Below are 15,043 nucleotides of genomic sequence, written 5' to 3' on the forward strand. Positions count from 1 at the left end.
TAATTTGCATTCTAAATAACACACTTTGGAATATTATAATTACATAAAATCCCTTCATCTTATTTTTGTGATCACCTGGTTTGCCGGGCTTTTTTATATTCCGCGTTTATTTGTGTATCAAATTGAGGCCTTCGATAAACCAGAACCAGATAAGTCGATTTTAGGTAATCAACTCAAACTTATGGCTAAGCGTCTATGGTTTATTATCACCTGGCCCTCTGGTATTTTAGCGACCTTATTCGCCATAATTTTATTGGTCATGCAGCCCGTTTGGTTACAACAGGGATGGATGCATGTAAAGTTAGGTTTTGTGATCCTTTTAATTGCCTATCATTTAAAAACACATCATATTTTTAAACAATTACAGGTAGATAAGGTAAAATATACTTCAGGTCAAATGCGTCTTTGGAATGAAGGCTCTACCGTGATCCTTTTTTCGGTTATATTCCTGGTTATTGTTAGAAATGCGCTGGATTGGATCTATGGAGTGATTGGGATTTTTGCCCTCGGTATTCTCCTAATGCTTGGGATCAAACTGTATAAAAAGATACGTGCTAGAAATCCCGATGCGTGATTGGTGTGATAATTGATTCTTTTCCGGAAAATGTCTGAGTCTAAAATCATCGACTATTTATCCCAATGATTTTGATTAATTTGCGGTAATTAGCAATTTATGAAGCTTTTAAAATTATCCTTAAGAACGCGTATTTTTATTTCCATGATCCTTTTGGTATTGGGAGCTTCTATCTTGATCGCAGGGGTTACCATCTATCAATATAAACAAGAAGCAGAAGCTTATCACCGTGAGCGCCTGGAGCGTAAAGAACAAGCTATTAGGGAAAATATAAACTTTGTACTTGCCAGTACGACCTATATGGTGAATACCGAGAATATACCTTCTATTTTTAAACAAAACCAGAAGATTTATGAAATGTCTCAGGTACACGAGATGCAAATCAATATCTATGATCTGGAAGGAAAATTATTAATAAGTTCTAAAGAGAATTTTTTTAAAGATACCACAGACTATCAAATCGATAAGTCCATTTTAGCCAAATTGGATGCCTCTTCTAACCGAAGATATTTAATGAAAGGCGAAACCAATGGCGAGAAATTTCAGTCATCATATACCTATATTACCGATCAGCGCTTCAAACCTTTGGCGATCTTATATTTACCCTATCTTCAGGATGATAGTGTACTAAACCGTGACCTTAATGACTTTTTGATGCGCCTGGGAGAAGTTTATCTTTTTATGCTGGCGCTGGCGATAATTTTATCTTATTTCCTTTCAAAATATATTACCAAGTCTCTTAAGATTATTTCAGAAAAAATTAATCAAACCCGGTTGGATAAACGAAACCAGAAGATTGAGCTTAGCAATGCTTCTGAAGAAATTTATGCACTTATTTCGGCTTATAATTCGATGATCGATGAGTTAGAAGAAAGCGCGGTAAAACTAGCGACCGGTGAGCGAGAACAAGCCTGGCGAGAAATGGCAAAACAGGTTGCGCACGAAATTAAAAATCCGCTTACGCCAATGCGTTTAAGTGTCCAAAGTTTTGAGCGCAGGTTTGATAGAAATGATCCGGAAATTGAGCATAAAGTCAACGAATTTTGTGATACTTTAATCAATCAGATCGATACGATGAGCTCGATTGCCTCGGCGTTTTCAAACTTTGCTAAAATGCCAGCCCAGCAAAATGAAACCTTAAATGTGCCTAAAATTACCAAATTGGCACTCGATATTTTCAACGAAAATTACATCATTTTCAATTCAGAAAAAGAGGAAATTTTAGCCAAGTTCGATCGTACACAGCTTATACGAGTAGTGACCAATCTGGTAAAAAATGCCATTCAGGCTATGGACAACACAAAAGATCCAAAAATTGTGGTGAGTATTGATGAAGAGCCTGATAATGTGTGTATTAGTATTTGTGATAACGGACATGGAATTTCAGCAGAAAACAGAGAAAAGATTTTTGAGCCTAAGTTTACTACAAAGAATAGCGGAATGGGATTGGGTCTTGCAATGGTTAAAAATATTGTAGAAACTTATAAAGGGAGTATAAATTTTACCTCAAAACCCGGCAAAGGCACTATCTTTAAAGTCCGTTTTCCTAAATAACGATCACCAGGTTTTTGGGAAGACTGCAGTAAATATGCTAACTTTAATAAAAAACCAACACGATGGGTTATCAAAATATTTTAGTTGAAGAAGAAAACGAAATTCTTTACATTACCATAGATCGTCCTTCTAAGCTTAATGCTTTAAATAGAGATACGATACAGGAGCTTCATGAAGCTTTTTCTGAAGCAAAAGATAATGATGAGGTAAAAGTTATTATCCTTACTGGAAGTGGAGAAAAGGCCTTTGTTGCCGGTGCAGATATTAGTGAGTTTGCTGATTTTTCTCCGGAAGAAGGAAAGCAACTGGCTGCTGAAGGACATGCCAAATTGTTTGATTTCGTGGCTAATTTCCCAAAACCGGTAATTGCCGCCGTAAATGGGTTTGCTTTAGGTGGCGGACTAGAACTGGCAATGGCGGCACATTTTAGAGTTGCTTCTGAAAATGCTAAAATGGGATTGCCAGAAGTTTCTTTAGGAGTGATTCCCGGTTATGGCGGCACACAACGTTTATCCCAAATTGTTGGAAAGGGTCGTGCTATGGAAATGATTATGACAGCCGGAATGATAGATGCCAATCAGGCTTTGCAATATAATTTAGTAAACCACGTAACTACTCAGGAAGAACTTTTAGAATTTACGGAAAAATTAGCCGGTAAGATTCTTAACAATTCACTAGTGGCTATTGAGGGGGCGATTAAAGCCATTAATGCCAGCTACGAAAAAGGAGTAAACGGATTTGAAGTTGAAATTAATGAATTTGGAAAAGCTTTTGGAACTGAAGATTTTAAAGAAGGAACTTCTGCTTTTTTAAATAAACGAAAAGCAGAATTTCCCGGGAAGTGATATTTAATCCCTGTAAAAATGCAGGGATTTTTTATCTAAAATAAAATGGAAAATTTCCTTATAATTGGATTAATTCCATAATTTTGTGAAATGTCCAAACCTCAAGATTATATAAAAGGTAGAGGAGCACAAAGCAATGTGCCTAATCGATTTGATGCAAATACTCACGAATTTCGAGATGATTTTTTGAATTATTGTGCCGCAGAAGGGGATGATGTTCAGGAGAGTAGGACAGTTACTATCGATACGTTTCCAAAAACGATTGTGAATAAAGTTGAAAGTCCGGATGTGGGTATGGCGTATTCTCTAAATCCATATCAGGGCTGCGAGCATGGATGTATTTATTGTTATGCACGGAATTCTCATGAATATTGGGGATTTAGCCCCGGACTTGATTTTGAACAGAAAATATTAGTAAAAAGAAATGCGGTAGAATTGCTCGAAAAGAAACTGCGTAGTAAAAACTGGCAGGCCGCTCCAATCGTTTTATCGGGAAATACCGATTGCTATCAACCGGTAGAAAAGCAATTGGAGATTACGCGAAAATTACTTCAAACCTTTTTAAAATATAGGCATCCGGTGGGAATCATCACTAAAAATGCGTTAGTACTTCGCGATTTAGATATTTTAGAAGAATTGAATAAGGATCATTTAATTCATGTAAATATTTCCATCACCAGCTTGCGGGAGGAAACGCGCCGAATTTTAGAACCGCGTACCGCGAGTATTAAAAAACGATTAGAAACTGTAGAAAAACTTTCAGCAAGAGGAATTCCTGTAAATGTGATGATGGCACCAATAATTCCTTCTGTAAACAGTCATGAAATTATGCCATTGGTTAAAGAAATAGCTGGTCGTGGTGCACTAAGTGTAGGATATACTATTGTAAGATTAAATGGTGCTATAGGAGGGATTTTTACCGATTGGATAAAGAAAACAATGCCGGATAGGGGAGATAAGGTACTGCATCAAATTGAAAATATTCACGGCGGAAGTTTAAATGACAGCCGGTTCGGAACACGAATGAAGGGTGAAGGTGAATTTGCCGATCAGGTAAAACAACAGTTTAAAATTGCCAGAAATTTATATTTAAAAGATCGCCAACGCAGGGTATTAAATTGCAATTTACATGAAGAATATAAAGATGGACAGATGAAACTATTTTGATAATAGCTTGAAAATAATTTAATTAGGGTTTCGTTCTGTAAATATTAGTTTTTTAAACAGGCATAATTCATCAATCAAAAATTATGAAACTCACGTCGATTAGCGAAGGATTACTTAGATACGTAATTCTTTTTTTCTTTATTTATTCGGTCATCTATATTTTCCCTTTTCCTCTAAATGGTTTCGTTCATATATATTTTTTCGAAGAATTTTTCAATCAAAATACATGGCATATTATAGTACCGTGGTTCTCAGATAATGTTTTGAATAATACAGATCCGGTTTATATACGACCTACCGGAAGCGGTGATACCTTATTCGATTTTGTTAGATGCTTACTGGTGGGGATCTTTAGTTTAGCACTTGCTACGCTTATTTTCCTTATTTTTCGTAGTAAATTAAATTATAGGAAACTCGTTTACATTGGCGGACAATACGTTCGATATTACCTGATTTTTGTGCTTCTTACTTATGGGATCATCAAGATTTTTAAACTACAGTTTGGAGAACCCTATTTAATAAGATTAGTAACACCTTTGGGAGAAATGTCGCCTATGGGGTTAGCCTGGAACTACATGGGATTTTCCAAAACTTACACGGTTTTTGCAGGATGGTCTGAGACTATTGCTGCTATTTTACTTATGTTTAAGCGAACCAGGACTCTTGGAGCTGTGGTAGGTTTTGGGGTAATGCTTAATGTTTTTATGATGAATATCTCTTATGATATTCCCGTAAAATTATTTTCCCTGCATTTGTGTGTTTTTTCAGCCTTTTTGATTTTGATAGACGGCAGGCGAATGCTTAATGTTTTTGTACTTAATCGTGATGTTTCTAAGTATAAATTTGTAAGCCCGTTTTCTAAAAAGTGGAAGAACTATACGCTTCAAATTGTGAAGTTCCTGGTATTAATTCTTATTGTTTATTTAAATCTTATTAATGCGATGAGGAGTCAATATCTATATGGAGATCTTGGCCCGAAGCATAAGTTATATGGAATTTATGAGTTGAACGAATTTGCGCTGAATCATACGAAAAGACCTGCTTTGTTAAACGATAGTGTTCGATTTCGACGCCTTATTTTTGATAGTCCAAATAGAGTGTATATTCAGAAAATGAATAATGAAGGGATTTATTATCAGACGGAAACCGATACGATAGCTCAAAAGATTTATTTAAAAGAACAGGACTCCACCAAAGTAGGGTTTCTACATTATAAAAATGAAGCTGAATCTGATGCTGATGTTTTTGAGTTTGAAGGTATTTTTAAAAATGATAGTGTTTATTTTAAAACTGAACGGAAAGGACGTGAAGATTTCTTACTGAACAATAGAGGATTTCATTGGATTTCAGAATATCCTTTTAATCGATAATGCCTTTAGCTTCAGAACGAAGAATTTAGATCAACTTTCGTAAGCCTAGACTTTTTTGTTTCTTTTACTGCGTCCGACGACCCAAGAAAAGATTAGAATCAATGAGCTAAAAAGCTAATAGCTAAAACTATCGACTAAAGACTATTGAATTCTAAAAAATGCGAGCTTAATCGGGGCTAAAAACCTTAAATCTTAAACCAAAGCACAATGCCAGAATTACCAGAAGTTGCTTACCAGAAAAAATACGCTGATGCTACCATTTTGCATAAAAAGATCGTTGAGATTGAAACCGGTGATAAAAAGATTTACCAGTCGGCTAAAGCCGATTTTGGAAAGATCCTCACAGACAATGCATTTGAATCCACGTCGCGAATAGGCAAATATTTATTTCTGAAATTAAAGAAAAACGGAGTGCTGGTAATGCATTTTGGAATGACGGGGAAACTTGATTATTATCAACACGATGATACTCCAAAATATACTCAATTAAAATTAATTTTTGAAGATCACTCCAAACTGGCCTTTACTTGTCCGCGTAAATTTGCTAAGCTCTATCTGGCAAAAAGCGTTGAAGAATTTCAACAATCTCACAATCTTGGAGCAGATGCCCTGGCTATAACCGAAAAGGAATTTCTAAAGATTTGTGATGGGAGAAGCGGAACGATAAAAGGCTTGTTGATGAATCAAAGTTTAATTGCCGGTATAGGGAATATGTATGCAGATGAGGTATTGTTCCAAACTAAAATTCATCCAAAAACAAAGGTAAATACCCTAAGCCAAAAACAGCTAAAATCAATTTTTGATAAAATTGAGGAGGTTTTAAAAGTAGTAAAAGAAGCCAGGATCGAAGGAAAGCGCGTGCCTGAATCTTATCTTACCCGTATACGAAAAGAAGGCGAAGGCGCAGATTGCCCCAGAAATAACGGAAAAATCGAACAAACTAAAGTCTCTGGGAGAACCACTTATTTTTGCCCTGTTTGCCAGAAGGAAATTCAATAAACTACCTGATAAATCTCAGATCATTTAATCTCGATTACCCAGTAAAAAAATGGTTTTATAAAAATAAGCTTTAGTTATCATTCAGGTTTAGGTTACCAATAGTTTGAACCCACTTTATCTAAATCAGGAATACGAAAGCATTAATTACAATCTTATTTTTATTCTTTGATATGCTTTCATACAAGCACAAAAACCAGATTTCTCTTTTAGCGTAGCACTCGAGGCACAGGGATAGAACTTGAACATATTTTTAATAGTACTCCAATTAAAGATGGCTATACTGCGACTTTAGATGTTCCTACCCAGAGCGCTTCGCGAATCCAATTAGATTCGGTAATTTTGCTGTATGATACGGCGACGATCAAGTCGGCCAAGAGCCAAATGACCAATACCGGTAGGATAACCAGTGATAGCGTCTAAGGAGTTTACGAACAAATGGGCAGGTGTACCCTCTAAAATTAAACAAAACTGTGAAGAAAAAACCAGGAAATACCTTATTGCCATCAAATGAAGAAGAATTTAAAAAGCTTGCAGCCAAGGAAACCGGAGGCTATAATTATTCCGTAGAAGACTACTTTAGAACTCCGCAAACTTTTGCTTTTAAGTTATCGCCAAATGGTGACCATATCGCATACATGAAACGTCGGGACTCTGGCGAGCGCGATTTGTATTTAATGGATACTAAAACCAAAAAAGAAAGCCTGTTGAAGAAACAGGAACAGGATTTAATCCGCGGATTTTCCTGGGCCAATGATGAGCGTATTTTATATCTTCAGGATAAAGGTGGAGATGAAAATTACCATGTTTACGGAGTAGATATTAATGGCGCAAATGATAAAGAGCTCACTCCTTTTGAAGGTGTGCGTGTGAATATTATAGAATCGCTAAAAGAAGATAAGGAACATATAATTATCCAAATGAATAAGGATAATCCACAGCAGGAAGAGCCTTATCGACTTAATATCAACTCAGGAGAGATTACAAAATTATATACAGTTAAAGAAGGCGAACCGCCGGTGGCGGGTTATGATTTTGATCGCGAAGGAAATTTAAGAGCGATAAGCAGAATTGTAGATGGTGTAAATACTGAACTGCTATATAAAATCGATGGAGAATTTAAATTGGTAAAGTTGACCGAATTTGGAGATGAATTTGGTATTTCTTCTTTCAATCCGGGAAGTGCTAACCCAGATGATGCCTATGTGATTTCTAATCTTGAAGGAGATAAGATAGAAATTCAGCTTTACGATTTAAAGAAAAATAAGAAGATAAACACAGTTTTTAGTAATGATACCTATGATGTATCGGGTATGGCGCTTTCTAAAAAGCGTAACTATGAGATCGATTATTTTTCTTATACCGGTGAGAAAACACAAATTATTCCTGTTAGCGATACTTATAAAAAAATCTATAATAGGTTAAAGCAGGAATTTGGAGATAAACAGTTTTTTACCGTAGGTAGAACAGATGACGAATCCAAATATATGGTTGCGGTAACCAGCGATAAAATTGTAGGAGAGTACTACCTATATGATGTAGAAGCTGATGAGATAAGTTTACTCTATAAATTATTACCGCATCTAAAAGAAGAAGATATGGCGAGTATGAAACCTATCACTTTTAAAAGTCGGGATGGATTAACGCTACACGGTTATATTACTTTGCCGCATAGCTATCAGGAAGGAATGCAAGTGCCATTAGTGGTAAATCCTCATGGCGGTCCACAGGGAATTCGTGATAGCTGGGGCTTTAATCCAGAAGCGCAATTATTCGCCAGCCGTGGTTATGCAACCTTACATGTAAACTTTAGAATTTCTGGAGGCTATGGAAAAGAATTTTTAAAAGCAGGCTTTGGAGAAATTGGTCGTAAAGCAATGGACGATGTGGAAGATGGCGTAGATTATGTAATCGAACAAGGTTGGGTAGATAAAGATCGCATAGCGATATATGGCGGCAGTCATGGTGGTTATGCCGTATTACGCGGAATGACAAAAACACCGGAGAAATATGCCTGCGGAGTAGATTATGTAGGTGTGAGTAACCTAAATACTTTTATGGAAACTATCCCGCCATACTGGGAAAAGTATCGGGAGTTATTATATAAGATATGGTATAATCCGGGCATTCCGGAAGAGAAAAAGATTATGGCCGAGATTTCGCCCGCCTTACATGTCGATGAAATCAAAAATCCGTTGTTTGTGGTTCAGGGGGCTAATGATCCTAGAGTGAATATTAACGAAGCCGATCAAATCGTAGAGACCCTTAGATCTAAAGGAGTAGAAGTGCCTTATATGGTGAAATATGATGAGGGTCACGGTTTTGCTAAAGAAGAAAATCGATTAGATCTTTATAAAGCGATGATGGGCTTTTTTGCGGAACACTTGAAGAATTAGAATTGATCAATTTGATAATTTGCTAATTGAAGATGTGGCGATGGGGATTAAGAATTTAGATTGCTGCGCTGCTAGAATATAGGTCAGAGAAAAGAGAGTTCGTAAATCAAGAGCCAGGAAGCTATTTTAAAAATTTTGAATTTTAAATGTTGAATTTTGAATTCTTTTTAAGCTGATTGTTTAGAGTTTTGTAAGGGTTATTGTTAATGGTTACTGTAGATTGATTGCTATCATCCTGGGCACTTCGATACGATTTCTTTGAAATCACTCAGTGACCTAAATACTAATGAGGACCGAGTGATTTTTCAAAAGCAAGATTAATTGAATCCATGATTTGAAGTGCTTTATACGGTAATAATCTAGAATATAGAGAAGAGAAAATAGACGAGATATTCAAGAATCGAGAGCCAGGAAGCTATTTTAAAAATTTTGAATTTTAAATGCTGAATTTTGAATTCTTTTTAAGCTGATTGTTTAGAGTTTTGTACGTGTTATTGTTAATGGTCACTGTAGATTGATTGCTATCATCCTGGGCACTTTGATACGATTTCTTTGAAATCACTCAGTGACCTAAATACTAATGAGGACCGAGTGATTTTTTCAAAAGCAAGATTAATTGAATCTATGATTTGAAGTGCTTTATACGGTGATAATCTAGAATATAGAGAAGAGAAAATAGACGAGATATTCAAGAATCAAGGGCTAGGAAGCAGGAAAAGAAGCTGACTTTACAAATTTTGAATTTTAAATGTTGAATGTTGAATTTTTTTAAGCTGATGCCTTTTTCCGTTCACTGTAAGATAATTCAAGCTTCCCCATTCCATTCTGCGTAAAACTGATCTAAAAAGCTTTCCATATATTGATGGCGTTTTTGTGCAATTTCAGTACCGGTTTTGGTGTTCATTCGATCTTTAAGCAATAACAACTTTTCGTAGAAATGATTGATCGTTGGAGTATTAGAGGCTTTATATTCTTCTTTTGTCATATTTAATTTTGGCGCTATTTCAGGATCATAAAGCGGTCTTCCCTTAAAGCCACCATAATTAAAGGTTCTTGCGATCCCGATGGCACCAAGAGCATCTAAACGATCGGCATCCTGAACGATATCTAATTCGGTCGAATGAAATTGTTGCTCTACATTTCCGCCTTTAAAAGAGATATTCTGAATAATTTTTACCACATGCTCGATAACATCTGCATTTACCTGCTGAGATTGTAGAAATTCGGTAGCTACTTTTGGCCCAACCGTCTCATCTCCATTATGAAATTTAGAATCGGCAATATCATGAAGTAATGCGCCAAGCTGAATGATAAAATCATTGGCCTCTTCTGTCTTAGCGATAAGTTTAGCATTATTTAAAACACGTTCTATATGAAACCAGTCATGCCCACCTTCAGCGTTTTTAAGTGTATCTTTTACAAACTGAATGGTGTTTTCAATAATCAAATCTTTGTTAGTCATAGTTTATCGAATATCAGCAATTATTGTACGCTCTACCAGGGCTACCAGGCTTTCCGGATCGGTAGAATCGATTTCAATAGGTTTATGAACTTTCATTCGTAATTTTACCCCTATTGTTAAAGGGAAACTTCCATCCTTTAAAAGTTGCCAGCAGTTATTAATGGTTATTGGTACCACCAGCGCATGTGGCATCTGCTTAAAAAGTATCTGCATTCCACTGGCCGCAAATTTTTTAGGTTGGCCATCTCGACTTCTTGTACCCTCAGGAAAGATTACGGCAGAGCGATTGGTCTCTTTTAAATATTTGGCAAATTTTGCCATTTTCAATAAACTTTCTCTACGGTTTTTACGATCGATTAAAACCGATCCACCATGTCTTAAATTAAAAGAAATACTGGGAATCCCTTTGCCCAGTTCTTTTTTACTAACAAATTTGGGATGGTGTTTTCTTAAATACCAGATAATGGGTGGGATATCGTACACGCCCTGATGGTTAGCAACAAATATACATGGGCGCTCTACCGGGATATTATGTTCGTTTTCAACCACAAATCGTGTTCCCAATATGTTAAGGCAACGCAGCAAGAAAAAATTAAAAATATCTACACTTTTTTTATGCGCAGAATAACCTCCCAATTTTAATGATACCCATTGGACTGGATGAAATATTAGTAAGGTAAGAAAGAAAAAAAAGTAAAAAATTACCGTTAATGGATATGATAGTATTTTCTTCATTATGCAGTTTAAAACTACAAAAATAAGTTTTTAAAGGAAATAGCCACAGATTTCTTATACGATCATTCCATGTCGCATTCTGGGCAATATGGGAAAACAATGGAGATAAAAAAACCGACAAGCAATTTGTCGGTTTTTGATATTTTAAATGTGAATGCTGCTTAGCAAAATTCGTCGTAAGCACCGGTAAGGTTCTCTGCAATCATTTCAGCAGGACGTCCTTCAATATGGTGGCGCTCTAACATGTGTACCAGCTCACCATCTTTAAATAAGGCCATAGAAGGCGACGAAGGAGGGAACGGTACCATAAAACCACGAGCAACATCAGTAGCTTCGCGATCTACACCGGCAAAAACGGTATATAAGTTATCTGGAGTTTTTGCATTTTGTAAAGACATTCTGGCACCAGGACGAGCATTTGCTGCAGCACATCCGCAAACCGAATTTACTACAACTAACGTAGTTCCTTCTTTTTTCATTGCCGCTTCTACATCTTCTACGGTATGTAATTCTTCAAAACCTATGCTAGTAAGATCTTCACGCATTGGCTTTACTAAATCTGCTGGATACATATATTGTAATTTATTATTAGACTTTATTAGTTTACAAAGATATTAAATTAAGTTCAGCTTCATGAAAGTCAGCCGTTAAACCTAATTTCTTATAAAGTTGTCGTGCGTAAATCCCTACCCTTACAATAAAAGCCGTTAGTTTTGTAAATGTTATCTTTGCTAAAAAATTTCGATCTATGATAAAGTGGCTTTTAGCTGTTTTAGGTTTTATGTACATGCGATATCCCGGGGCCATTATTGGTTTTATCATTGGGACACTTTTAGATAATTGGAATCGCAGCAGTGGTGGCTTTTTACAGTCGATGATGGGAGGGAAGCAGTCGTCGTCGGTAAGTCCGGGTGATTTTGAACTCAATTTATTGTCACTTTGCGCCCTGGTTATTAAAGCAGATGGTAAAGTTTCGCAAACCGAACTGGATTATGTGCGTTCCTATTTTGTTCGTGCTTATGGGAAAGAACGGGCCAATGCTACGTTTAGAACTTTTAATGATGTCATTAAAAACCGCGAATTATCGGCCTCCCGAATTTCACAATATTTGGCCAGCCGTACTCAGTATCCCACCCGATTGCAAATTACGCACTTTTTATTTGGGATTGCCCAGGCCGATGGCTCGGTAAGTACCTCAGAGGCTAATATGATCCAGCAAATCGCCAGTTATCTTAAGATTGGTGCTAAGGATTTTGAAAGTATTAAGGCCATGTTTCTTAAGCAAACGCCAGAGAGTGCTTATAAAATACTGGAGATCGATAAATCAGCCTCAGATGCCGATGTGAAAAAAGCCTATCGTAAAATGGTAAAGAAATATCACCCCGATAAGTTAGAACACATGGATGAGGCTTATAAAAAAGGGGCTCGTGAGAAATTTGATAAAGTACAGGAAGCCTACGAAACCATCCAGAAAGAACGCGGCTTCTAAGGCTCATCGAGCCATTTGTAATTGATGTAGTAAATGTTGGAGGCTTAATATAGACGTTGCCTGCGGCCGGGCTTTACGCTACAATCTTATGCTCGTTCCTCACCAAAGGATTTTCACTGCAATCCCTAACGCAAATTATTTTTGGATGGTTACGCAACTATTTAGTTGTTTAGGTATCTATTTATAAAACAGGGATTTATGAGAGCTACTTTACGATTTTTATTTTTACTGGTGTTTTTGTTAGGTTGTGCAGGTGATGATGATGAGGAAATTGAATGTTTTTTGGAAGAAAATGCGCTTTTAGACTCTTATTATTCTCCGCAATTTTTAATAAGACTGGTAGATGCTTCGGGGGAAAATCTTCTTGAAAACGGAAGTATTGATCCAGAGATTATTACGATACAATCAGATTCGGGGAATTCTGATTTTGTTTATATTCCCGAAATTGAAAATGCAGCACCTAATTCTATAGCTAGTGAAATTCAATATTCTCTGGGAGTATTTATGCTAGGCGGTAAGGAAACTTATCAATATCGAATAAGTGTAGAGGGATTTGAAACGACCGATTTGGTGATTCGGGCAGAACAAATTGAAGAACCTTGTTATTCTTATATTATTCCGATAAGTGCATCGATAAATGGGGAAGTTCTAGCGCAGATAGAGGTTTCTGAAACTGAGCTGCTTGTTATTCTGCCTTTAGTAGCGAAATAATGATATGCACTTAACTTACTTGATGCTTATCAACTCCATCATTTTTTTAGTCGTTAAATATTCAAATTCGCGGTTTTTAACCTTAAATTTTTCGTCTAAAATTAGGATCACTGGTAAGCTAAATTCAAAGTTTTCTCGACTAGCTAATAGAAGTGGAATCTGATGAATGCCATTTCGCATGCTTTCGGCTTGTTGATTATAGAATTTCTGGCCCTCAAAATTAATTGTATCAGTACTTTCGGCATTCATTTTAACCGCGTAGAAATCAGAGTTTAATTTTTCAATTATTTCAGCATTTTTAAATGCATTTTGCTCCATCTTTTTGCAGTACACGCACCAATCGGCGTAGAAATAGATAAAAGTTTTTTTCGGTTTTCTGGCTAAAGAATTTTCTAATTGCTCAAAATTCAACCAGTTTATAGTATTGATTTTCTGGCTATAGCTGAGTATGGGCAAGGCTAAGAAAAGGATGAATATTTGAAGATTTTTAATCATTTTTTTAGCCATTACTATCTACTGTAAACTGTAACTTTCTATTTATCCTTCAGCTTTTTTAAGAGCAAATCATTTCCGTCGAATTCGGCATAGGTATAATGTGTAATCCAGTCGCCGGTATTGATATATTTAGAATCTTCTTTCAGCTTAATTTCCATAGGTAAATGGCGGTGACCAAAAAGAAAATAATCATAATGTTTAGTTTCCAGTTTACGCTTACAATACTGGATTAACCATTCGTTATCTTCACCTAAGAATTCAGCATCTTCATCTCCTGAGATGAGCTTATTTTTTACTGAAAAATATTGGGCTAACGGAATGCCAATATCAGGATGCAGCCAACGATACAACCATTTTGCAAAGGGATTGGTAAATACCTTTTTCATCCGCTTATAACCATAATCTCCCGGACCAAGTCCGTCCCCATGACCTATTAAAAAATTCTTTCCGTTAAATTCAAATTCCTGTGGTTTGCGATAGGTGGGGATATTTAGTTCTTCTTCAAAATAATTTTCCATCCATAGGTCGTGATTTCCGATGAAAAAATAGATGGGAATACCACTGTCTTTTAGTTCGGCCAGTTTTCCTAAAACTCTAACAAAGCCTTTAGGCACAGCATGTTTATATTCAAACCAAAAATCAAAAAGATCACCTAGCAAAAAAATAGCAGCGGCATCTTCTTTAATTTCATCCAACCATTTAACGAATATCGCCTCTCTGGTTTTACTGGCTTCTTTGGTGGGAGCACCTAAGTGATTATCACTAGTAAAATATACTTTTTTTTCTTCGGGAATGATCATTGCTCGTTACTTAACTTTTACAAAGTTAACAGAAACTTGTAAAGCACGATTAGTTTCTGTTTTCAGAATACGCTATTAATTTCTGGAGGTCTTTTATCGACCCCCCATTAGTGACTTTAAAACCGTTTTCTTTTAAAATTTTGCTGGCTTTTACACTGCGTATTCCATGTGCGCAATAGGTGATATAATTAAGCTCTTTATTTAACTTTTTAAGACTGTCTGAATTTATAATGCCCAGCGGAAAATTAATGGCATTTTTTATATGTCCCTGCTTAAATTCCCTTGGAGTGCGAACATCTAAAATTTGAAACTGACTAATATTCTTTCCTTTCAGCGATTGGTCTCTTTTTCTGTTGTTATAGTTTTTCAGCACAAAATAGGAGCCCAACAGTATTACGATGACAATGGCAGGAATAATCGGATTCATTTTTTAGTTTACTCAGTAAGAT

Annotated in this window: 15 protein-coding genes; 9 read left to right on the top strand and 6 right to left on the bottom strand. The window is 36.1% G+C overall.

From position 1 onward, the window contains the following. Window positions 1-25: 25 nt before the first annotated feature. The 7 genes from AC13DP_RS13680 (at window position 26) to AC13DP_RS13710 (ending at window position 8,902) form a co-directional block, all read left to right on the top strand. Entirely contained in the window at window positions 26-574 is a 549-nt protein-coding gene (locus AC13DP_RS13680) for a CopD family protein (protein WP_347406081.1), read from the top strand. A 99-nt stretch (window positions 575-673) separates the two neighbouring features. After that, the gene (locus tag AC13DP_RS13685) at window positions 674-2,128 is read left to right on the top strand and encodes a sensor histidine kinase (protein ID WP_347406082.1); all 1,455 of its coding nucleotides are present in this window, start codon (window positions 674-676) and stop codon (window positions 2,126-2,128) included. 62 nt (window positions 2,129-2,190) lie between these two features. Continuing rightward, window positions 2,191-2,973, top strand: a complete 783-nt coding sequence (locus AC13DP_RS13690) for an enoyl-CoA hydratase/isomerase family protein (protein WP_483067962.1) — start codon at window positions 2,191-2,193, stop codon at window positions 2,971-2,973. A gap of 90 nt (window positions 2,974-3,063) precedes the next feature. Then, a complete protein-coding gene (locus AC13DP_RS13695; RefSeq protein ID WP_347406083.1) occupies window positions 3,064-4,140 on the top strand; it encodes a PA0069 family radical SAM protein in 1,077 nt (358 codons plus the stop codon). Window positions 4,141-4,223: 83 nt separating this feature from the next. Next, window positions 4,224-5,510 carry a hypothetical protein gene (locus AC13DP_RS13700; RefSeq protein WP_347406084.1) on the top strand — a complete coding sequence of 429 codons (1,287 nt, stop codon included), beginning with the start codon at window positions 4,224-4,226 and terminating at the stop codon, window positions 5,508-5,510. A gap of 207 nt (window positions 5,511-5,717) precedes the next feature. Continuing rightward, window positions 5,718-6,509, top strand: a complete 792-nt coding sequence (locus tag AC13DP_RS13705) for a DNA-formamidopyrimidine glycosylase family protein (RefSeq protein WP_347406085.1) — start codon at window positions 5,718-5,720, stop codon at window positions 6,507-6,509. A gap of 470 nt (window positions 6,510-6,979) precedes the next feature. Further along, window positions 6,980-8,902, top strand: a complete 1,923-nt coding sequence (locus AC13DP_RS13710) for a S9 family peptidase (protein ID WP_347406086.1) — start codon at window positions 6,980-6,982, stop codon at window positions 8,900-8,902. Window positions 8,903-9,707: 805 nt separating this feature from the next. On the opposite strand, the gene AC13DP_RS13715 is transcribed toward AC13DP_RS13710, so the two are convergent. The 3 genes from AC13DP_RS13715 to AC13DP_RS13725 form a co-directional block, all read right to left on the bottom strand. After that, complete coding sequence (locus tag AC13DP_RS13715; RefSeq protein WP_013069641.1) at window positions 9,708-10,364, bottom strand: HD domain-containing protein; 657 nt, start codon at window positions 10,362-10,364, stop codon at window positions 9,708-9,710. 3 nt (window positions 10,365-10,367) lie between these two features. Continuing rightward, entirely contained in the window at window positions 10,368-11,099 is a 732-nt protein-coding gene (locus tag AC13DP_RS13720; protein ID WP_347406087.1) for a lysophospholipid acyltransferase family protein, read from the bottom strand. Window positions 11,100-11,260: 161 nt separating this feature from the next. Then, complete coding sequence (locus AC13DP_RS13725; RefSeq protein ID WP_013069643.1) at window positions 11,261-11,671, bottom strand: BrxA/BrxB family bacilliredoxin; 411 nt, start codon at window positions 11,669-11,671, stop codon at window positions 11,261-11,263. Window positions 11,672-11,847: 176 nt separating this feature from the next. Between AC13DP_RS13725 and AC13DP_RS13730 the strand changes: the two genes are divergently transcribed. Both AC13DP_RS13730 and AC13DP_RS13735 read left to right on the top strand, forming a co-directional pair. Next, window positions 11,848-12,588, top strand: a complete 741-nt coding sequence (locus tag AC13DP_RS13730; RefSeq protein ID WP_347406088.1) for a TerB family tellurite resistance protein — start codon at window positions 11,848-11,850, stop codon at window positions 12,586-12,588. A gap of 198 nt (window positions 12,589-12,786) precedes the next feature. Further along, a complete protein-coding gene (locus AC13DP_RS13735) occupies window positions 12,787-13,299 on the top strand; it encodes a hypothetical protein (RefSeq protein ID WP_347406089.1) in 513 nt (170 codons plus the stop codon). A 15-nt stretch (window positions 13,300-13,314) separates the two neighbouring features. Here AC13DP_RS13735 and AC13DP_RS13740 read toward each other — a convergent pair whose 3' ends face one another. Genes AC13DP_RS13740 through AC13DP_RS13750 form a run of 3 tightly spaced genes read right to left on the bottom strand, consistent with a single transcriptional unit; the run spans window position 13,315 to window position 15,021 of the window. After that, window positions 13,315-13,794, bottom strand: coding sequence for a thioredoxin family protein (locus AC13DP_RS13740; protein ID WP_347406090.1), 480 nt, complete (start codon window positions 13,792-13,794; stop codon window positions 13,315-13,317). Window positions 13,795-13,832: 38 nt separating this feature from the next. Beyond that, complete coding sequence (locus AC13DP_RS13745; RefSeq protein WP_347406091.1) at window positions 13,833-14,594, bottom strand: UDP-2,3-diacylglucosamine diphosphatase; 762 nt, start codon at window positions 14,592-14,594, stop codon at window positions 13,833-13,835. A 49-nt stretch (window positions 14,595-14,643) separates the two neighbouring features. Then, entirely contained in the window at window positions 14,644-15,021 is a 378-nt protein-coding gene (locus AC13DP_RS13750; protein ID WP_013069649.1) for a rhodanese-like domain-containing protein, read from the bottom strand. Between the last annotated feature and the right edge of the window lie 22 nt (window positions 15,022-15,043).

The sequence above is a fragment of the Zunongwangia sp. L-65 genome (assembly GCF_056859415.1).

Coding starts and splice junctions, on each gene's coding strand:
- AC13DP_RS13690 (WP_483067962.1), top strand. CDS start 2,191: ATGGGTTATCAAAATATTTTAGTTGAAGAAGAAAACGAAATTCTTTAC.
- AC13DP_RS13695 (WP_347406083.1), top strand. CDS start 3,064: ATGTCCAAACCTCAAGATTATATAAAAGGTAGAGGAGCACAAAGCAAT.
- AC13DP_RS13750 (WP_013069649.1), bottom strand. CDS start 15,021: ATGAATCCGATTATTCCTGCCATTGTCATCGTAATACTGTTGGGCTCC.
- AC13DP_RS13685 (WP_347406082.1), top strand. CDS start 674: ATGAAGCTTTTAAAATTATCCTTAAGAACGCGTATTTTTATTTCCATG.
- AC13DP_RS13745 (WP_347406091.1), bottom strand. CDS start 14,594: ATGATCATTCCCGAAGAAAAAAAAGTATATTTTACTAGTGATAATCAC.
- AC13DP_RS13735 (WP_347406089.1), top strand. CDS start 12,787: ATGAGAGCTACTTTACGATTTTTATTTTTACTGGTGTTTTTGTTAGGT.
- AC13DP_RS13705 (WP_347406085.1), top strand. CDS start 5,718: ATGCCAGAATTACCAGAAGTTGCTTACCAGAAAAAATACGCTGATGCT.
- AC13DP_RS13740 (WP_347406090.1), bottom strand. CDS start 13,794: ATGATTAAAAATCTTCAAATATTCATCCTTTTCTTAGCCTTGCCCATA.
- AC13DP_RS13725 (WP_013069643.1), bottom strand. CDS start 11,671: ATGTATCCAGCAGATTTAGTAAAGCCAATGCGTGAAGATCTTACTAGC.
- AC13DP_RS13730 (WP_347406088.1), top strand. CDS start 11,848: ATGATAAAGTGGCTTTTAGCTGTTTTAGGTTTTATGTACATGCGATAT.
- AC13DP_RS13715 (WP_013069641.1), bottom strand. CDS start 10,364: ATGACTAACAAAGATTTGATTATTGAAAACACCATTCAGTTTGTAAAA.
- AC13DP_RS13700 (WP_347406084.1), top strand. CDS start 4,224: ATGAAACTCACGTCGATTAGCGAAGGATTACTTAGATACGTAATTCTT.
- AC13DP_RS13720 (WP_347406087.1), bottom strand. CDS start 11,099: ATGAAGAAAATACTATCATATCCATTAACGGTAATTTTTTACTTTTTT.